18 protein-coding genes are annotated in these 17,966 nt (G+C 66.6%); 13 read left to right on the top strand and 5 right to left on the bottom strand.

The window, feature by feature from the left end; genetic code table 11:
• Window positions 1-37 precede the first annotated feature (37 nt).
• The 6 genes from ACNA0R_RS00205 (at window position 38) to ACNA0R_RS00180 (ending at window position 6,573) form a co-directional block, all read left to right on the top strand.
• Complete coding sequence (locus ACNA0R_RS00205) at window positions 38-361, top strand: DUF4148 domain-containing protein (protein ID WP_415823890.1); 324 nt, start codon at window positions 38-40, stop codon at window positions 359-361.
• Between the two features lie 297 nt (window positions 362-658).
• Window positions 659-1,519 carry an HTD2 family dehydratase gene (locus ACNA0R_RS00200; RefSeq protein ID WP_415823889.1) on the top strand — a complete coding sequence of 287 codons (861 nt, stop codon included), beginning with the start codon at window positions 659-661 and terminating at the stop codon, window positions 1,517-1,519.
• 38 nt (window positions 1,520-1,557) lie between these two features.
• On the top strand, window positions 1,558-2,715 hold the full coding sequence (locus ACNA0R_RS00195) for an acyl-CoA dehydrogenase family protein (protein ID WP_415823888.1): 1,158 nt from the start codon (window positions 1,558-1,560) through the stop codon (window positions 2,713-2,715).
• 28 nt (window positions 2,716-2,743) lie between these two features.
• Window positions 2,744-3,910 carry a CaiB/BaiF CoA transferase family protein gene (locus tag ACNA0R_RS00190; RefSeq protein WP_415824444.1) on the top strand — a complete coding sequence of 389 codons (1,167 nt, stop codon included), beginning with the start codon at window positions 2,744-2,746 and terminating at the stop codon, window positions 3,908-3,910.
• A 167-nt stretch (window positions 3,911-4,077) separates the two neighbouring features.
• The gene (locus tag ACNA0R_RS00185) at window positions 4,078-5,484 is read left to right on the top strand and encodes an MmgE/PrpD family protein (RefSeq protein WP_415824443.1); all 1,407 of its coding nucleotides are present in this window, start codon (window positions 4,078-4,080) and stop codon (window positions 5,482-5,484) included.
• 129 nt (window positions 5,485-5,613) lie between these two features.
• Window positions 5,614-6,573, top strand: a complete 960-nt coding sequence (locus ACNA0R_RS00180) for a LysR family transcriptional regulator (protein ID WP_415824442.1) — start codon at window positions 5,614-5,616, stop codon at window positions 6,571-6,573.
• A gap of 3 nt (window positions 6,574-6,576) precedes the next feature.
• Here the strand turns inward: ACNA0R_RS00180 and ACNA0R_RS00175 are convergent, their stop codons facing one another.
• Both ACNA0R_RS00175 and ACNA0R_RS00170 read right to left on the bottom strand, forming a co-directional pair.
• On the bottom strand, window positions 6,577-7,716 hold the full coding sequence (locus tag ACNA0R_RS00175) for a hypothetical protein (protein ID WP_415823887.1): 1,140 nt from the start codon (window positions 7,714-7,716) through the stop codon (window positions 6,577-6,579).
• A 169-nt stretch (window positions 7,717-7,885) separates the two neighbouring features.
• Window positions 7,886-8,791 carry a LysR family transcriptional regulator gene (locus ACNA0R_RS00170; RefSeq protein WP_415823886.1) on the bottom strand — a complete coding sequence of 302 codons (906 nt, stop codon included), beginning with the start codon at window positions 8,789-8,791 and terminating at the stop codon, window positions 7,886-7,888.
• An 86-nt stretch (window positions 8,792-8,877) separates the two neighbouring features.
• Here ACNA0R_RS00170 and ACNA0R_RS00165 point away from each other — a divergent pair, with 86 nt between their 5' ends.
• The 7 genes from ACNA0R_RS00165 to ACNA0R_RS00135 all read left to right on the top strand — a co-directional run bounded on the left by ACNA0R_RS00165 (window position 8,878) and on the right by ACNA0R_RS00135 (window position 15,593).
• Window positions 8,878-10,089 (top strand): iron-containing alcohol dehydrogenase family protein, encoded by a 1,212-nt coding sequence (locus ACNA0R_RS00165; RefSeq protein ID WP_415823885.1) that lies wholly within the window; start codon window positions 8,878-8,880, stop codon window positions 10,087-10,089.
• A gap of 17 nt (window positions 10,090-10,106) precedes the next feature.
• Window positions 10,107-10,994 carry a TauD/TfdA dioxygenase family protein gene (locus ACNA0R_RS00160; RefSeq protein ID WP_415823884.1) on the top strand — a complete coding sequence of 296 codons (888 nt, stop codon included), beginning with the start codon at window positions 10,107-10,109 and terminating at the stop codon, window positions 10,992-10,994.
• Window positions 10,995-11,061: 67 nt separating this feature from the next.
• Window positions 11,062-12,096 (top strand): Bug family tripartite tricarboxylate transporter substrate binding protein, encoded by a 1,035-nt coding sequence (locus ACNA0R_RS00155; RefSeq protein WP_415823883.1) that lies wholly within the window; start codon window positions 11,062-11,064, stop codon window positions 12,094-12,096.
• A gap of 23 nt (window positions 12,097-12,119) precedes the next feature.
• Complete coding sequence (locus ACNA0R_RS00150; protein WP_415823882.1) at window positions 12,120-13,373, top strand: alpha-hydroxy acid oxidase; 1,254 nt, start codon at window positions 12,120-12,122, stop codon at window positions 13,371-13,373.
• The gene (locus tag ACNA0R_RS00145; RefSeq protein WP_415823881.1) at window positions 13,370-13,789 is read left to right on the top strand and encodes a nuclear transport factor 2 family protein; all 420 of its coding nucleotides are present in this window, start codon (window positions 13,370-13,372) and stop codon (window positions 13,787-13,789) included. Before ACNA0R_RS00150 ends, ACNA0R_RS00145 begins: the two co-directional genes overlap by 4 nt.
• A gap of 20 nt (window positions 13,790-13,809) precedes the next feature.
• Window positions 13,810-14,571 (top strand): fumarylacetoacetate hydrolase family protein, encoded by a 762-nt coding sequence (locus ACNA0R_RS00140; protein ID WP_415823879.1) that lies wholly within the window; start codon window positions 13,810-13,812, stop codon window positions 14,569-14,571.
• Between the two features lie 35 nt (window positions 14,572-14,606).
• Window positions 14,607-15,593: an NADPH:quinone reductase gene (locus ACNA0R_RS00135; RefSeq protein ID WP_415823878.1), complete on the top strand. Its 987-nt coding sequence runs from the start codon at window positions 14,607-14,609 to the stop codon at window positions 15,591-15,593.
• A 41-nt stretch (window positions 15,594-15,634) separates the two neighbouring features.
• On the opposite strand, the gene ACNA0R_RS00130 is transcribed toward ACNA0R_RS00135, so the two are convergent.
• From ACNA0R_RS00130 to ACNA0R_RS00120, 3 genes are all read right to left on the bottom strand, one after another.
• Window positions 15,635-16,198, bottom strand: coding sequence for a LuxR C-terminal-related transcriptional regulator (locus tag ACNA0R_RS00130; RefSeq protein ID WP_415823877.1), 564 nt, complete (start codon window positions 16,196-16,198; stop codon window positions 15,635-15,637).
• 219 nt (window positions 16,199-16,417) lie between these two features.
• Window positions 16,418-17,419 carry an NADPH:quinone oxidoreductase family protein gene (locus tag ACNA0R_RS00125; protein WP_415823876.1) on the bottom strand — a complete coding sequence of 334 codons (1,002 nt, stop codon included), beginning with the start codon at window positions 17,417-17,419 and terminating at the stop codon, window positions 16,418-16,420.
• A 37-nt stretch (window positions 17,420-17,456) separates the two neighbouring features.
• Window positions 17,457-17,966, bottom strand: a complete 510-nt coding sequence (locus ACNA0R_RS00120; RefSeq protein ID WP_415823875.1) for a PaaI family thioesterase — start codon at window positions 17,964-17,966, stop codon at window positions 17,457-17,459.

Genomic DNA, 17,966 nt, shown 5'->3' with positions numbered 1-17,966 from the left:
CGTCCCGGATCACTTAACCAGGACTAGGAGTACTGCCATGAAAGCCAAGACCATCGTTTCCGCTCTGATTCTTTCCTTCGCCGCCATCGGCGCCGCGCAAGCCGCTACGCCCCGTGGCGATTCGGACAACACGCCGTTCCAGGGCGTCTACGGCCAGCAAGCCAGCAGCGCCAGCCGCGACCAGGTCGTTGCGCAACTGGAGCAAGCGCGCGCCGCCGGCCTGACCGGCAACGCCGACAACGACAACGCGCCGTTTACCGCGCAAGCGGATACCCCCTCCGTCCCCGCGGTTGCGCAAAGCGGCGGCGTGCACGGCGACCTCGCGTTCGGCGACATCGACAACCAGCCTTTCCAAGGCTGATCAAAGGCTACCGGCGGTTCGAGCAGCCAGATCCGCGTGATCGGGCCGCCAGGAAGTCCTGCCGTTCATGCCAGCATGGATGAACGGTTTCCCCGGCGAGAGGCGGGGATGCTGTAGTGGCAGTCCTCTCGGTGTGGTGCGTAGTACGATCGGCCCCCTTCATAGGGGGCCGATTTTTTTGTCGGCGGGTGGCGCCGTGGTTAACCACGCTCGAATGCGACCTTAAGCAAAAGCGACTTCGCGAAAATGTCCTACGGGCGCATAGTTGAGGGCGTTGCAAAGCGAGGAGACCCGCGCATGCCGGACGACCATGCTCCGCTCGAAGACTGGCTGGACAAGACCGAGACGGTCCAGGATCTGATTACCCCTTTCCCGCTGGCCGCGCTGGCCGCCACGCTGGGACGGGCCGATCCCGGCGGCGTCGTGCCGCCGCTGTGGCATTGGCTGTATTTCCTGCCGGTCACGCCCATGGACGAAGTGGGTCCGGACGGGCACGCCAGGCGCGGCGGATTCCTGCCGCCGGTGCCGCTGCCGCGGCGGATGTGGGCGGGTGGACGGCTGACTTTCCATGCGCCCTTGCGTGAAGGCGAACGAGCGGCCCGGGAGTCGACGATCACGCATATCGAGGACAAGACGGGCCGAAGCGGAAGGCTGGTGTTCGTCACCGTGCAGCATCGTTATTCAGTGGACGATGAGCTGCGTGTCGAGGAAGAGCACGACATCGTTTATCGCGACGCGTCGCCCGCGCCCGGCGGCGCGGCATCGCGTCCGGCCGGCGGGCCGCCGGCCGCCGCCGCGCCAGCCGACGAGGCCTGGTCGCGTACCCTGCATCCGGATCCCGTGCTGCTGTTCCGCTATTCGGCCTTGACCTTCAACAGCCACCGCATCCACTACGACCATCCCTACGTCACCGGCGAGGAAGGCTATCCCGGTTTGATCGTGCATGGTCCGCTGATCGCCACCCTGCTGGTGGACCTGCTGCAGCGCGAGCTGCCCGATGCGGCGCTGCGCAGCTTCGCGTTCCGCGCCATGCGGCCGTGCTTCGCGGGGAATGCCTTGACCGTGTGCGGCAAACGACAAGGCAATAGCGAAGTGACCTTGTGGACCAAGGACCACGAGGGCAGTCTGGGCATGCTGGCCACGGCCACGATAGCCTGACGCGACGGACAGGACGGATGGGACCATCGATGCCAGCCATGAATCCGCGGGAATCTTTCCAGGACATACGCGAAGCGGTGCGCGATCTCTGCGCCCAGTTCCCGCCAGAGTATTTCCGTGAAATCGATGAGGCGCGCGGCTATCCGGAGGCCTTCGTCGACGCCCTGACGAAGGCCGGCTGGCTGGCGGCCCTGATCCCGCAGGAGTACGGTGGCTCGGGCCTGGGCCTGACCGAAGCATCGGTCATCATGGAGGAAATCAACCGCTCCGGCGGCAATGCCGGGGTATGCCATGGCCAGATGTACAACATGGGCACGCTGCTGCGCCACGGTTCGGTCGAGCAGAAGCGCGCCTATCTGCCGAAAATCGCCAGCGGCGAGCTGCGCCTGCAGTCGATGGGCGTGACCGAACCCACCACCGGTACCGATACCACCAGGATCAAGACGACCGCGGAGCGCCGCGGCGACCGCTATGTGGTCAACGGACAGAAGGTCTGGATATCGCGCGTGCAGCATTCCGACCTGATGATCCTGCTGGCGCGCACGACGCCGCTGGCCGACGTGGCGCGCAAGTCGGAAGGCATGTCCATCTTCCTGGTCGACCTGCGCGATGCGGTGGGCAAGGGCCTGACGGTGCGGCCCATCCGCAATATGGTCAACCACGAAACCAACGAGCTGTTCTTCGAGAACCTGGAGATCCCCGTCGAGAACCGCATCGGCGAAGAAGGCCAGGGCTTCAAATACATCCTGGACGGATTGAACGCGGAGCGCACCTTGATCGCGGCGGAATGCATAGGCGACGGCTACTGGTTCGTCGACAAGGTCAGCGCCTATGCCAAGGAGCGGGTGGTGTTCGGCCGGCCCATCGGGCAGAACCAGGGCGTGCAATTTCCGATCGCCCGCGCCTTTATCAACGTCGAGGCGGCCAGCCTGATGCGTTTCGACGCGGCGCGGCGTTTCGATGCGCACGAGCCGTGCGGGGCTCAGGCGAATATGGCCAAGCTGCTGGCCGCCGACGCTTCCTGGGAAGCGGCCAATGCCTGCCTGCAATTCCATGGCGGATTCGGCTTCGCCAGCGAGTACGACGTCGAACGCAAGTTTCGCGAGACGCGGCTGTACCAGGTGGCGCCGATATCGACCAACCTGATCCTGTCGTACGTGGCCGAGCACGTGCTTGGTCTGCCGCGGTCTTTCTAGCCTTCCCGCCAGTCATATGGAACCGATCATCAGACCGCTCGATGGCATCAAGGTAATCGCGCTCGAGCATGCCATCGCCGCGCCGTTCTGCACGCGCCAGCTGGCCGACCAGGGCGCGCGCGTCATCAAGATCGAACGTCCGGGCGTGGGCGACTTCGCGCGGCGCTACGACGAGCGCGTGCATGGGCAGGCCTCGCACTTCGTGTGGACCAATCGCTCGAAGGAAAGCCTGACGCTGGACTTGAAACAGGAAGAGGCGCAGCGCATCCTGCGCGCCCTGGTGGCGGACGCGGATGTGCTGGTGCAGAACCTCGCGCCGGGCGCGGCGGAGCGCATGGGCATGAGCTACGCGGCCTTGTCGCAAAGCCACCCGCGCCTGATCGTCTGCGATATATCGGGCTATGGCGCGGACGGACCCTATCGCGATCGCAAGGCCTACGATCTGTTGATACAAAGCGAATCGGGCTTTCTGTCCGTGACCGGTACGCCTGATGAGCCGGCCAAGGCGGGATGCTCCATTGCCGATATTGCGGCCGGCATGTACGCCTACAGCAACATCCTGAACGCGCTCCTGCTGCGCGGTCGCACCGGGCGGGGTTGCCGCATCGATGTGTCCATGCTGGAGAGCATGGTGGAGTGGATGGGATATCCCCTGTACTACGCCATGGACGGGCAGCCCGCGCCGCCGCGCGCCGGTGCGTCGCATGCGACCATCTATCCCTATGGGCCCTTTCCCACGGGCGACGGCAAGGCCGTCATGCTGGGGCTGCAGAATGAACGGGAATGGAAGGTGTTCTGCGACGAGGTGTTGCGGCAGCCATTGCTGGCGGACGACACGCGCTTCGCCACCAATTCCGCCCGTTCGGCCGCGCGCGATGCCTTGCGCGCGCTGATCGTGGCCGCTTTCGGTGAATTGACGGCGGAACAGGTGGTGGAACGGCTGGACGCGGCCGGCATCGCGAATGCCAGGATGAACACCATGCACGATGTGTGGGCGCATCCGCAGTTGCGGGCGCGTGATCGCTGGCGCCAGGTGGAGGCCCCGGGCGGGGCCATAGACGCATTGCTGCCGCCGGGCATGCCCGCGCGCATGGACGCCGTGCCGGCGCTGGGCCAGCACACCGATGCGATCTTGAACGAGCTGGGCTACGACGCGGCGGCCATCGCGCGCTTGCGCGCCGCCAGGGTCGTTTGAAAAGGTGGTGGCGCGGCCGCAGGGGCAGGCGCCGTGACGGCGCCGTCGCACCGGCCAGCCATGTTCACGCGCGCGCACCCTTGCCGCGCGGCCACGCGGCGCCTTCCACGGCCACGCGGCGTATCGACCGCGACAGCCGCTTTCGAACACAGGAGACACGCATGCATATGCACGACGCCAGCAGTCATCCCACGCGCGACCTGGCCGCTTTCGCGGCGGGGCTGCGCTTCGAGGCCATTCCGGCGGAGGTCGCCGAACGCGCCGTGAACCTGTATGTGGATTGGCTGGGCTCCGCGCTCGCCGGCAAGGGCGCGCGGCCGGTGGAGATCATCGCGCGGTTCGCGCGGGCGGCCGGCGGCCGCGAGGGACCGGCGGAAGTGGTGATCGATCGCGGCCGGGCGTCGTCGTACTTCGCCGCGATGATGAACGGCGCCGCGTCGCACTTCGTCGAGCAGGACGACGTGCACAACGGGTCCGTGCTGCACCCGGCGACAGTGGTGTTCCCGGTGGTGCTGGCACTGGCGCAGGAGCTCGGCGCCTCCGGCGCCGACCTGATCACCGCGGCCGTGGCGGGCTATGAGGTGGGCATCCGCGTCGGCGAATACATGGGCCGCAGCCACTACAAAGTGTTCCACACCACGGGCACCGTAGGGACGCTGGCGGCGGCCGCCGCGGCGGGCCGCATGCTCGGCCTGGATGCCGAACGCATGGTGCATGCCTTCGGATCGGCCGGCACGCAGGCCAGCGGCTTGTGGGAGTTCCTGCGCGACGCGGCGGATTCCAAGCAGTTGCACACCGCGATGGCGGCCGCCAATGGCCTGATGGCGGCGCGGCTGGCGGCCGATGGCTTTCGTGGCGCCGCCCGCATCCTGGAAGGCGCGCAGGGCATGGCCGCCGGCATGTCCAGCGACGCCGACCCCGCGCGCCTGCTGGACCGCCTGGGACAGCGCTGGGCCACCATGGAGACATCCTTCAAGTACCACGCGGCCTGCCGCCACACCCATCCGGCCGCCGATGCCTTACTGGCGGTCATCGCCGAACACGGACTGCGGCCGGCCGACATCGGTCGTGTTACCGCGCGCGTTCATCAAGGCGCGCTCGATGTGCTTGGCAATGTCGTCATCCCGCGCACGGTGCATCAGGCCAAGTTCAATATGGGCACCGTGCTGGGCATCGTGGCGCACCGTGGCTATGCGGGCGTGACGGAGTTCGAAGAAGACTACGACGCCACGGAAATCGCCGCTTTCCGCGACAGGGTGCGGATGGAGCTGGACGCGGAAGTGGATCGTGCCTACCCGGCGCGCTGGATAGGGAAAGTCACCGTCGAAACGGCGGATGGACGCGAGCTGCATGGACGGGTCGACGAGCCCAAGGGCGATCCGGGCAATACCCTATCGCGGGAAGAGATTTCCGCGAAGTTCATCCGGCTGGCGATGTTCCCGGGTGCGGCCGGCGCCGCGGCCGGCTCCCCGGCAGTCGGCGTGGACGAAGCGCGCGCGATACTGGAGCGGGCGTGGCGGATCGCGGAACAGCCTGTCGTCGGCAGCGTCTTCGCCGCCATGCAGACCGCGTGAGGCCGGCAGCGGGTCCGGCCGGCCAGGCAGGGCGCGTGGCGCCTGTCCATGGACCGGACCCGGACTCCGCCACGCGCGGCAAACCGCTCGGTTACCATGGGGATATTCACACTGCCCGGCCGCGCGGATATGCATTTCGATTTCGTCGACCTGCGTCTACTCGTACATCTTGCCGATACCCATAACCTGGCGCGCGCGGCCGAACGATTGCATCTGTCGGCGCCCGCGGCCAGCGCGCGCATCCGCAACCTGGAGCGCGACCTGGGATTTCCGCTGCTGTATCGCAGCAGCCAGGGCATGACCCCGACGCCGGCGGGACAATCCTTCGTACATCACGCCCGCCTGGTGCTGGAGCGCGTCCAGCATCTTGCCGGCGATATGCAGGAGTACGGGGAAGGGATCAAGGGGCACGTCCGCATCTGGGCCAACACCACCGCCATCAGCGAGTTCCTGCCCGGCGCGCTCAGCACTTTCCTGCGCGATTATCCCGATGTGAATGTCGATCTCAAGGAGGTGCTCAGCGTCGAGATCGTCAAGGGCGTGGCCGACGGGGCGACGGATATCGGCATAGTCGCGGGCAATGTGCATGGAGGGCCGCTGGAGATGCTGCCCTATCGCGACGATCGCCTGGTGCTGGTGACGGCCATGCAGCATCCGCTGGCGCGCGAGGACTCGGTCGATTTCGCGCGCACGCTGCGCGACAACTACGTCAGCCTGCCTACGTCCAGCGCGATCCATATGTTCATCGACAGCGCGGCGCAGGCGCTCGGCGGTCGCATCAAGCTGCGCATCCAGGTGGGCAACTTCGAGGCGGCGTGCCGCATGATAGAGGCCGGCGTGGGCATAGGCGTGGTGCCGCAATCGGTGGCGCGACGCCATGCGCGGTCCATGGCCATCGCCATCATTCCCTTGAACGATCCCTGGGCGGAGCGCAAGCTGAAGATCTGCGTGCGCGCGCTGGCCGAGCTGCCGCCATTCGCGCGCACCCTGGTGGAAAGGCTGATGACGGACGTGGCGGCCGGCGATCCGGCGGCCGGCGACCCGGCGGCCGGCGAAGCGCCCACCCTATCTTCCCTGCGGCGCGCATGAACATCACGACGCCGGCGTCGCGGGCATGATGTCGCTTTCCAGATACTCCAGGATGCCCGTACCGGTACCGATATAGAGCCGTTCCTGGTGCTGGTGCATGCAGTTCAGCGCCAAGGGCGCGATATATGCGGGAAACCCGTCGCCCGTTTCGATACCCGGGTCCTGGTTCGCCTGGCCGATGAAGAACAATACCTGTCGCAGGTCCGTGCCCGCCGGGCCGTCCGATGACACCATACCGGCGGGCGCCGGCACGGCCAGATAAAAATTCGGCCCGGTGTAGCTCGTCGTCGATGACACCGCCAATGCCGTCACGCGGGGGTCTATCGCGTACTGCGGCGCATTCACCCGCGGCCCCGGGCCGAGCTTGAATTCCGGGTCGTCATTCTTGGCCTGGAACATCCGCATGTTGACGGTGTACAGGGTCTGCGGCTGCGCCGTGGGGTCGTAGAGCCAGCTGACCAGATAATCGCCTTTGGTGTCATACGAATAGTTCACCGTGCTTTGCACCGTGGCATCGACATAGGCGATGGTATCGAAGCTGTCGTCGCCTTCGTAGAGACAGAGCGCGCCCGAAGTCGTGCCGACGAAGGCGGCGGTCCGGCCGGGATAATTGACCTTGATGCTCTGCACCTTCACACCGAAGGCGGATTGGGCGAAGGCCAATTCCTGGTTGATGTAGCCGTGCGGCCGCCACGTCCTGCCCAGGTCGGTGCTGTACAACACGGTGGCCGGGCTGGCCACGTACAGCGTGCCGTGTTCATCGAAGCAGGCGTTGTGCTCGGATTGCGCGAACATCGTCATCAGTCCGCTGAAGTGCGTCTCGATGTGCCCGCCGGCAGTGGCATTGATGTCGCCTATCCATGCGGCATTGACGATGGCGGCGTCCAGCCCTATCAAGGTCACGCATACGATATCCCCATGGCTGCAGAACGAATAGCACGCGCGCTGCTGGTTGCGGCCCGGCGCGGCAATGGTCCGTACCTTGCGAAAGTCCTGTTCGTGAGCGTCCTTTCGGTACAGGCTGGTCCCGCCAAGCGCGTACAGGCAGTCCGCTTGCTCGTCGTATTGGATGCTGCGTATGGACTCGCCCAGGTTCCAGTTGTGCAACGGCGATGCCGACGCGCGGATTGGCGGTGCGTTCATGTTTCCTCCTTGGGTGGCCCGATCGCCGAACGCTAGCATTCGCGCCCCCGCGCCGTCAGTCGACGGTTACGCCCCGCGGGCCGGATATGCGTGGCGCGGCCTCGGGCGGTATGAATGCACGCCGCCGTCCCGTTGCATCGTGTTGGAATAGATTACGCAGCGGCTGCTCTTACTGCTTCCACTCCGCGTCCTTGAACCAGCGTCGCAAGTGTTCGACGAACAGCCGCACTTTGTAGGGCAGATGTCGCTTGCTCTGCACGATGGCATAGATGTCCAGCCCTTCCGGACGGTATTCCGGCATGACGACCTGCAGGGTGCCGGCGCGTAAGGCGCTTTCCACCATATAGCGCGGGTGCATGGAAATCCCGTGGCCCAGTTTGGCCAGATGCATGATGGACTCGCCCAGGTTGGAATTGAACGTACCCGACACATGCACCACCTGCGTGTTGTTGCGCGCGTCGGTGAATGTCCACATATTCGTCGGCGCCTTCAGGCTGTGCACCAGGCAGTTGTGGTTCTCCAGGTCCTTGGGCGTGGCCGGCGTGCCGTGGGCCTGCAGATAGGCGCGCGTGGCGACGATGACCTGCGGCACGACGGTGATCAGGTAGGCGATCTGGTTGGTGTCCTTCAAGCGCGGGGCGATGCGCACGGACAGGTCCATGTTTTCCGCGATCAGGTCGCTGCGGCCGTCGTCCAACAGCAGCGATATCTTGATCGCGGGATGGCGGCGCAGGAATTCATCGATGGCGGGGGCCAGGTGCACCGCGCCGAACGACGGTGGCGTGCCCAGCCGGATCCGGCCGCTGGGCGTGCGCACCGGGCCCTGCACCAGCTCCTTCAGGTTGCGTGTCGCCAGCGCCAGGGTATCGGCGTTTTCCAGCAGCAGGCGGCCGCTTTCCGTCAGGCTGACGTGTTTGGTATTGCGGTTGAACAGCTGCACGCCGAAATAGCCTTCCAGCCAGGCGATCTTCTTGGTTATCGACGAACGGCTGGACGCCATGCTTTCGGCGGCCTTCGAAAAGCTGAGGCTCTTGCCGACTTCCTGGAAGACTTCCATGCATTCGATCAGGTCCATCGACTGTTTCCGTTTTGGAAAAAATGATTTCGTGGCGTGGGCCTTCTGCGGCGCCGGGGTGCTCACTACACTGGGCCATCTTTTTTGTGAACCGTACCGCATCGGCGCGCACCGGCATGATTCCTGGCGACTTCGATTACCACCTGTTCGGCACGCATGTGCGCTTCGGCGACGGTGTGGCGAATGCCGTGGGAGACGAGCTGCGCGCGCGGGGATTGCAACGGCCGGTGATCCTGACCCAGGACAGGATCGCGAGCGCGCCGCGCCATGCGGCCTTGCTGCGCTCCCTGGACGGCATGGCGGTGCTGCAGCGCGCCGGCATCCCGCCGCATTCCAGTGTCAGTTTAATAGAAACAATGGCGCCGGAAGTGGCCGCTTTCCGCCCCGATTGCCTTATCGCGGTCGGCGGCGGCAGCGTGGCCGATACGGCCAAGGCCCTGGCCTTGTTGCTGGCCGAAGGCGGCTGCCTGGCAGATCACGTTACCGTGTTCCGCCCGCCGGCGACCGTGGAGATTCCGCGCCGGATCAAGCCCAAGTTGCCCATCATCGCGGTTCCCACCACGGCATCCGGGGCGGAGACCACTTCTTCTTTCGGCGTGCGGGATGGCGAGCGCGACAAACGCATGTTCTGGAATCGCCAGGTGTCGGCCGCGGCCATCCTGATCGATCCCTTGCTGAGCCAGGACGTGCCGCTGGCCACGATGCGCTACACGGCGATGAACGGCATCGCGCATTGCCTGGAAAGCCTGTATTCGAAAGGCCGGTCCATCGTGTCGGACGGCATGGCAATGCAGGGCCTGGCGCTGTTCAGCCAGGCGCTGGGACCACCCTTGCCTGAAGAGGCGACGCAACGCCGCCTGATCCTGGCCGCCGCGCACGTATCCGGCATGGCGCTGGCGATGGCGCGCAGCTGCCTGCATCACGCCATCTGCCACGTCGTCGGCGCGCGGCTGGATCTGCCGCACGGGCTGGTGAACACGGTCATTCTGCCGCATGCCGTGCGCTTCAACGAAGCGGCGGCGGCACCTTTGCTGGCGGACGCGCTCGAATGCGTGAATCGACGCGTGGCGCGGCAGGCAGGCGGCGACGCGGCGCGCCGCTACGACAGCCTGTCGAGCTGGCTGGAACAGACCGCCGATGCGCTGCGCTTGCCGCGCCGCCTGCGCGATGTGGGCGTCCCGGAAGAGGCGCTGCCGGACATCGCCGAGCACGTGATGACGGAACGCGGGCTGGCGCTGAACCCCCGTCCTGTCGCCTCCGCGAGCGAGGTGCTCGCGATCCTGCGGCAGGCGTTCTAGATACAGTAGGAGACAACATGAATATCGTGGAAAGCGGCGCCACGCTGGGCGCGCGCATCGAAGGCATGGATCTGGCGCAACCCCTGTCGCCGCGGGACTACCGCTCGATAGAGCAGGCGCTGGGCCGCTACGGCGTGGTGTGCTTTCCGCGCCAGCAGCTGGACGCCGCGTCGCTGAAGCGCTTCGCGCAGAACTTCGGCACGCTGGAAGTGAACGTCGCCAACCTGTATCACGAGCCGGACATTCCCGAGGTCATGATCCTGTCCAACATCGTGGAGAACGGCAAGCCGATAGGGCTGAGCGACGCCGGCCAGGACTGGCACACGGACATGTCGTACAGCCGTACCATCGCGTTCAGCAACGTGCTGTACGGCATACGCATTCCCGTGCGCGACGGCAAGTCGCTGGGCAACACGGAGTTCTGCAATATGCATGCGGCCTACGAGGGCTTGCCGCGGGCTTTGAAGGATGAATTGGACGGCATGACCATTACCCACGACTTCAACAAGTTCTGGGAGATGATGCGGCGCGAGAAAGGCAGCACGCGCCCGCCGCTGACGGAGGAACAGCGCCGCCGCAAGCCGCCCGTTTCTCATCCCGTATTCCTGACGCACCCTATCACCGGCCGCAAGGTGCTGTATGCGAATCCCGGCTATTCCATGCGCATCAACGAGATGACGGAGGCGCGCAGCGCCGAGGTGCTGGACTTTCTGTTCCGGCATCAGCTGCAGGAAAAGTACCGCTATCGCCATAACTGGACCGAAGGCGATGTGCTGATGTGGGACAACATGGGCACCATCCATAACGCGGTGGCCGACTATCGGCCCGACGAGCCGCGCCTGATCAAGCGCTGCCAGGTCATGGCGGACAAATACTTCCCCGAGGCCTTTGCCGCGCAGGGATGACAACGCGCTCGCGAGAACGAGCGACGCACTATGAGCGGCCTATGCCGCCTGCAATGAGGAGACAGACATGAAGCTACGAGACCTGGCCGGCCGGGCACTGGCAAAGGGGGCGATTGCCGTGTTGCCGGCGATGGCGATCGCCGCGCTCGGCGTGATCGCCGCGATGCCTGCGCCCGCGCGCGCCGACGACTATCCGTCGCGGCCGATACGCATGGTGGTGGGCTACGCCGCCGGCGGTCCCACCGACGTGATTGCGCGGGTCATGGCGAAGGAGATGACGGAAAGCCTGGGTGCCTCTGTCGTGGTGGAGAACAAACCGGGCGCCAGCGCGTCCATCGCCGCGACCGACGTGATGCGTTCGCCGCCCGACGGCTACAAACTGCTGGTTACTTCACTGACGTTGAACGTGAACCCGCTACTGTATCCCAAGCGCTATGACTACGATCCGGTGAAGGCTTTCGAGCCCATCACCAACTTCGCCAACAATCCGATGTTGCTGGTCACCCACTACAACTCGCCCTACAAGGATCTGCCCAGCCTGATCGCCGATGCCAAGGCGCATCCCGGCAAGCTGACCTTTGGCTCCTCGGGCGTGGGCGGTTCGGCGCACCTGGCCGCGGAGATGCTGGCGACGGAAGCCGGCATCAAGATGGTCCACGTGCCCTTCAAGGGCAACGGGCCGGCCCTGCAGGAGATGGTGGCGGGACGCATCAGCTTCATGTTCTACCCCAGCGTGGGCATCGCCAACTATGTGGCCGCCAAGCAGCTGCGCGTGCTGGCGGTCGGCACGGATAAGCCGGAGAAGGACTTTCCCGGCGTGCCCACCATGGACAGCCTGGGCTACAAGGGCTTCGAACAGGGCGCGCCCTGGGTCGGCATGCTGGCGCCGGCCGGCACGCCCAAGGCCATCGTCGACAAGCTGAACAAGGCCGCGGTGGATGCGCTGGCGAAGCCCGCCGTGCGCGAGCAGCTGGCACAGCTGGGCGCGGTGGTGGTGGCCGACAGTCCGGCGCACTTCCGCCAGTTCCTGATCGAGGACAAGGCGCGTTGGGCCGACGTCATCAAGAAGGGCAACGTTACCGCGGACGATTCGGGCAATTGAGCATGCGCCTTTTGCCGCCGGGAATGAGCAGAGTCGCCCTGGACGATTGCTATTCCATCGACCGCTTGCGGGCGGCCGCGCGTGCGCGGCTGCCGGCGCCTGTCTTCGACTTCTTCGAAGGCGGCGCGGAAGACGAGATCACCCTGCGCGACAACGTGGATGCGTTCCGGCGCATCCGCCTGCTGCCGCGCGTGCTGCGCGACGTGTCGCGTGTGGACCTGACCGCGACGCTGCTGGGCCGCGCCGCGCGGCTGCCCTTGGCCATAGGGCCCACCGGCGCGGTAGGCTTCGGTTGGCGCGGCGGCGACGTTGCGCTGGCGCGCGCCGCGGCGCGCCTGGAGCTGCCTTATGCGCTATCCACTTCAGCGACAGCGTCGATCGAGGAAATCGCCGACCAGGCGCCGGGCCGGCTCTGGTTCCAGGCCTACATCCTGCGGGACAAGACCCGGCTGGACGAGCTCATCGGCCGCGCGCTGGCGGCGGACTATGAAGGATTGGTGATCACCGTCGATTTGCCCGTGGGCGGCAAGCGCGAGCGCGATCTGGCCAACGGACTGGGCTTTCCGATGAAGATCACGCCGCGCAATTTCTGGCAGTTCGCGCGTCGTCCGGCATGGTCGCTGGACATGCTGATACGCCGGCCGCCCGTCATGCCCAGCCTGGTCGGCATGAACAAGGTCGAAAGCAATCGCAAGGCCATGCAGTCGGTGGCGGGCCGCAATTACGATCCTGCCTTCGACCTGGCGGCGCTGGCGCGCATCCGCGACCGCTGGCCGCGCAAGCTCATCGTGAAGGGCGTCGTGCATCCCGCCGACGTCGAAGCCATCGTCGCGCTGGGCGCGGATGCATTGGTGGTTTCGAATCATGGCGGACGCCAGCTGGATACCGGCATCGCCACGCTGGACGCCCTGCCCGCCATCGTGGCGGCGGCGCGCGGCCGTGTGCCGGTGCTGCTGGACGGCGGCGTGCGACGCGGCAGCGATGTCTACAAGGCCCTGGCGCTGGGCGCCGCGGGCGTTCTGACGGGACGCGCGACGCTGTATGGCGTGCTGGCCGGCGGCCACGACGGCGTGCAGCGGGCGCTGTCCATCCTGGCCGATGAACTGGCGCGCACCATGCAGTTGTGCGGCACGCCCACGCTGGCGGATATATCGAGCGATGTCCTGTGCCTGCCGGAACGGGTGGCCGCGTCCCGGTCGGTGTCCGCCCGCGCATGGGCGGAAGAGCCGCGGCCGGCGCCGTCCGCCGCGTATCGTTATGCAAAGGAGCTGGAATGAACGACACGATCAGCCTGTGCCGCAATCAGGTCATGGGTTTCTTCCGCGACCTGGACGACAATGCCTACGACAGCCTGGTGGGCCGCATGACGCCGGACGGCGTATGGCATCGCCAGGGCAAGATCCTGAACGGCCGCGATGCCGTGCTGCAGGCCCTGTCGGCACGGTCGCCCACGATGCGCATCCATCATTTGATCAGCAATCTGTACGCCGACCAGGCGGACGAGCGCCGGTGCGTCATGCGCGGCTATATGCTGGTGGTGCGGCACGATGCCGGCCGCCCGCTACAAGGTCCCGCGCCGCTGTCCGGCATCGAGAACATCCGCACGACCCATATCGAACTGGCCCGCGTCGACGGCGCGTGGCTGATCGCCCGCATGCGCAATGACGACCCCAGCTTCGCCATGCAGGCATAGACGATCACAAGGAACAGGCGATGAAATGGATACGCTATACGCAGGCCGGGCGCACGGGCTACGGCATTCTGGAAGGCGACAACATCACCGCCGTGCGCGGCGATCCCTTCCACGGACACGAGAAGACCGGCGAGACGGCGCGCCTGGAAGACGTGCGCCTGGAAGTGCCCGTGGTGCCGCCTACCTTCTATTGCGTGGGCCTGAACTACGTAACCCACATCGGCACGGAGGGCCTGAAGATCCCCACGCAGCCGGACGTGGGCTATCGCGCCAACAATGCCCTGCTGGCGCATGGACAGGACGTGATCATGCCGGCCGACGCCACCAAGGTGCATTACGAAGGCGAGCTGGTGGTGGTGATCGGCAAGAAGACGCGCAACGTCAGCGAGTCCGAAGCGCGCGGCTGCGTGCTGGGCTACACCATCGGCAATGACGTCAGCGAACGGGTCTGGCAAGGATCCGATCGCACCTTCTGGCGCGCCAAGAACAGCGATACCTTCAAGCCGATGGGGCCGTGGATAGAGACCCAGGCGGATGTCGATGCGATGGAAACCGTGGTGCGGCTGAATGGCGAGGAAAGCACGCGGTTCCGGACCAACGATATGCTGTTCGGCATCGACCGTTTCATCAGCGCGATGAGCCGCTATCTGACCTTGTATCCCGGCGACATCCTGTGGATGGGCACGGACGGGCACTCGCCCGATCTGCGCGACGGCGATGTGGTCGACGTATCCATCACCGGGCTCGGTACGTTGACGAACCGCTTCGTGCGGGCACAATAGGACTCCTTGTCGGCTTTCGCTTTTCGGAGACCACCATGCGCGCAGCCCTGTATTCCAGGAACGGACCGGCGCGGGACGTTCTGCAAGTGACCGATCTTCCGACGCCGGAACCCGGGCCGGGAGAAGTGCGCGTGAAGCTGGCCGTTTCGGGGGTGAATCCTTCGGACGTGAAATCCCGCGCCGGCGGCCGGCCGGTGACGCAGGGCTATGTGGTGCCGCATAGCGACGGCGCCGGCGTGATCGATCGCGTGGGCAGCGGCGTGGCGGCAAGCCGTGTCGGCGAACGCGTATGGGTCTGGAATGGCCAATGGCAGCGGCCGATGGGTACCGCCGCCGAGTACATCGCCTTGCCGGCGGACCAGGCGGTACCGCTGCCGGACGGCGTCAGCTTCGAGGCCGGCGCTTGCATGGGCATTCCCGGACTGACCGCGATGCGCGGGGTCATGCTGCTGGGCGACCTGGCGGGGAAGACGGTGCTGGTGACCGGCGGTGCTTCAGGCGTCGGCTATTACGCCGCGCAGATGGCCCATCTGCGTGGCGCGCGCGTGATCACGACGGTCGGCTCGGCGGAGAAGGCCAGCCTGCTGCAGCGGGTGGGCGTGACGGACAACATCCTGTACAAGCAGGAATCCGTGGCGGACCGGTTGCTGGAGATGACGGCCGGGCGCGGCGTCGATGCCGTCATCGATATGGATTTTTCCACGACGGCGGCGCTGATACCCGCGGGGGCGGTCGCCGCGCATGGCGTGATCGCGGTGTACGGATCCAATCAGCGCGGCGATATTCCGCTGAACTTCGCGGCATGCCTGCCGCGGTCCCTGAGCTTGCACTTTTATCTCGTCTACGACCTGCTGGCGCGGGTACGGCGCGAAACCGTCGATGCCTTGGACGACCTGCTGCGGCGCGGCGAGCTTGCGCATCTGGTGGCGCCGGCGTTCAGCCTGGACGATATCGTGGGCGCGCATGAAGCGGTGGAGTCGGGGCGCGTGGTGGGGAACGTGGTCGTCGCCCTGCCGGCATAGCCGACACGGCGGGGATCGGCGGCGTGGCCGGCGCAGGGCGATCAATCCTCGCTCGGCCGCATAAGCTTGCCGGCCAGGCCCGAGAACGTCGACGCGGCGAATTTCGCCATCAACCGGGATCGGTACATCTCCACGGTGCGGGGACTCAGGTTGAGATGCCGCGCCACCATCTTGCTGGTCTTGCCTTCGGCGATGAGCAGGGCGATTTCCCGCTCGCGGTCGCTGAGGTCCGGCGTTATCGGGTGCCGGTTGCTCAAGTCTTCGAAGGTCCAGATGCAAAGCGCCAAAGGGTCCGCCGGCGTCAGCGACCTGCCGACCAGGCGGCACCAGAACAGATCGCCGTCCAGGCGCTTCATGATGCGTTCGCAGGCATATATGCCATGGGCGTTCATCGCCGTCCCCGCGCCGTCGGCGGCCCGCGCCGCATCGCGCCGCGCCGGATACAGCGCATCGAAGCCGGTCTCGTTCAGACTGCCGGGAGGGTAGCGAAAGATGGACTCCAGCCGGGCGTTGGCCTGCTGGATGATGCGCCAGCGTGCGACGCACAGGCCGGTCGGCGCCAGCATGAAAGCCTGTCGATAATCGAGCTGTGGCTGCACATCCATGCGGCCTCCCGGGAGTCGCGCCGGCGGGGCGCGTAAGCCGAAATCTACGCCACTAGTCGCCGGTCGTGATATGCGCCTTCCGTATGATTTCGCGTGCGGCCCCGCTCTTGCGGTCCCGCATTTGGCCTAGTCGCCCGGCGCCCGCGCGTTGCTCCCGGGATCGATGTCCGCCACGTAAAGGATCGCGTCGCGGTGGCGGCGTGACCCGGCGGCGCCGGGTCAATGCGCCGCGGTCGCGGGCACCAGCACCAGCCGGCCCTGCGCGGTGCGCGCCTCCAGTTGGCGCAATGCGTCCTGAACCTGATCCAGCGGCATCACGGTCGCGCGCGGCGCGGTCAGCTGGCCGGCTTCGTACAGGCGGAAGATCTCCTGGATGCAGTGGCGCATTTCGTCGGGCGCTTTCTTGCGGTAGTCGCTGACCTGCACGCCGCTGACTTCCATGTTCTTCAGCATGACGTAGTTGACCTTCAGCGTCGGTATGCGGCCCGCGGCGAAGCCGATGACCACGTAGCGACCGCGCCATGCCACCGCGCGGATGGCGGCGTCGAAGATATCGCCCCCCAGCGGGTCCAGCACGATGTCCGCGCCTGCGCCGCCGGTCGCGGCATGGACCTGGGCGCGCAGGCCTTCGCGCAGATCCGGTACCGACAGGTCGATCACCGCATCGGCGCCCGCGCGCAGCACGGTAGCGGCTTTGCCGGGATGGCTGACGGCGGCCAGGACGCGCACGCCATAGGCCTTGGCCAGCTGCACCGCGGCCATGCCGACGGCGCCGGTGGCGCCCAGGATCAGCGCGGTGTCGCCGGGCTTGGCGCGGCCGCGTTCGCATAGCGCGAACCAGGCGGTGTCGAAGCCCAACGACATGGCGGCGGCGTCGACGAAGGACAGGCTGTCGGGCAGGCGGAAGCAACTGGTCGCCGGCACGGCGATTTTCTCGGCATAGCCGCCGTGCTCGGCCAAGGTCAGCACGCGATCGCCGGAGCGCAGTCCGGTAACGCCGGGGCCGATGGCGCTGACAATGCCGGTGGGCAGCTTGCCGGGGGAAAACGGCCTTTCCGGCAGGAACTGGTATTTGCCGGCCACGACCAGGGTATCGACAAAGTTCGCCGCGATGGCCTGGATATCGACGACGACCTGGCCGGTGGCCGGGACGGGATCGGCGACGGTTTCCATGCGCAATTGCTCGATCGCGCCGTGTTCCCTGAGGATAGCTGCCTGCATGGTGCGGGTCCTATGGTGATGGGCGTGCGCCGCGTGCCTACGCGCCGCCGCGCGGTTCCAGGGTGCTGAAGGTGCCGCGGCCCACGGCGCAAGGCGCGGCGCCGGGCGCATGGGCGATCTCTACGTCGGCGCGCGCGATGGCGCGGCCCAGGCGCAGGACCTTGGCGGTGGCGTACAGGTCGGCGCCGGGAGCGGGCTTCAGGTAGTCGATGCGCAGATCCACCGTGGGCGCCATGCGGCTGATCTGCACCGCCACGGCCGCGTGCGCGGCCATGTCGATCAGCGCGGCGATGACGCCGCCGTGGATGTTGTCCGATCCCGCCGCGCGGCGCAGGGCGGGGCTGTACGGCAGGCGGATCACCACGACGCCGGTGTCGGCGTCCGCCGACACGGCCTCGGGCTTGAGCAGGGCGTGGAACGGCGGGTGCGCCAGTTCGTGTTGCAGCCGCTGCAGCACGGTCTCGGGCTGGCGCTGGTCCGCGCCGGCCGGATGCGCGGCATCGGCCGGATGCGCGTATGGAGGCCGTGGTTCCGCGGGATTGCCCAT

It is taken from the genome of Bordetella sputigena, assembly GCF_965137885.1.
Classification (GTDB): Bacteria; Pseudomonadota; Gammaproteobacteria; order Burkholderiales; family Burkholderiaceae_B; genus Bordetella_C; species Bordetella_C sputigena.
This window is presented reverse-complemented; position numbering and strand designations above follow the sequence as displayed.

Bases quoted from the DNA above. Each gene is read 5' to 3' on its own strand.
- ACNA0R_RS00200 (WP_415823889.1), top strand. From the start codon at position 659: ATGCCGGACGACCATGCTCCGCTCGAAGACTGGCTGGACAAGACCGAG.
- ACNA0R_RS00120 (WP_415823875.1), bottom strand. From the start codon at position 17,966: ATGGGCAATCCCGCGGAACCACGGCCTCCATACGCGCATCCGGCCGAT.
- ACNA0R_RS00175 (WP_415823887.1), bottom strand. From the start codon at position 7,716: ATGAACGCACCGCCAATCCGCGCGTCGGCATCGCCGTTGCACAACTGG.
- ACNA0R_RS00135 (WP_415823878.1), top strand. From the start codon at position 14,607: ATGCGCGCAGCCCTGTATTCCAGGAACGGACCGGCGCGGGACGTTCTG.
- ACNA0R_RS00195 (WP_415823888.1), top strand. From the start codon at position 1,558: ATGAATCCGCGGGAATCTTTCCAGGACATACGCGAAGCGGTGCGCGAT.
- ACNA0R_RS00140 (WP_415823879.1), top strand. From the start codon at position 13,810: ATGAAATGGATACGCTATACGCAGGCCGGGCGCACGGGCTACGGCATT.
- ACNA0R_RS00205 (WP_415823890.1), top strand. From the start codon at position 38: ATGAAAGCCAAGACCATCGTTTCCGCTCTGATTCTTTCCTTCGCCGCC.
- ACNA0R_RS00160 (WP_415823884.1), top strand. From the start codon at position 10,107: ATGAATATCGTGGAAAGCGGCGCCACGCTGGGCGCGCGCATCGAAGGC.
- ACNA0R_RS00150 (WP_415823882.1), top strand. From the start codon at position 12,120: ATGAGCAGAGTCGCCCTGGACGATTGCTATTCCATCGACCGCTTGCGG.
- ACNA0R_RS00155 (WP_415823883.1), top strand. From the start codon at position 11,062: ATGAAGCTACGAGACCTGGCCGGCCGGGCACTGGCAAAGGGGGCGATT.
- ACNA0R_RS00130 (WP_415823877.1), bottom strand. From the start codon at position 16,198: ATGGATGTGCAGCCACAGCTCGATTATCGACAGGCTTTCATGCTGGCG.
- ACNA0R_RS00180 (WP_415824442.1), top strand. From the start codon at position 5,614: ATGCATTTCGATTTCGTCGACCTGCGTCTACTCGTACATCTTGCCGAT.
- ACNA0R_RS00125 (WP_415823876.1), bottom strand. From the start codon at position 17,419: ATGCAGGCAGCTATCCTCAGGGAACACGGCGCGATCGAGCAATTGCGC.
- ACNA0R_RS00145 (WP_415823881.1), top strand. From the start codon at position 13,370: ATGAACGACACGATCAGCCTGTGCCGCAATCAGGTCATGGGTTTCTTC.
- ACNA0R_RS00185 (WP_415824443.1), top strand. From the start codon at position 4,078: ATGCACGACGCCAGCAGTCATCCCACGCGCGACCTGGCCGCTTTCGCG.
- ACNA0R_RS00170 (WP_415823886.1), bottom strand. From the start codon at position 8,791: ATGGACCTGATCGAATGCATGGAAGTCTTCCAGGAAGTCGGCAAGAGC.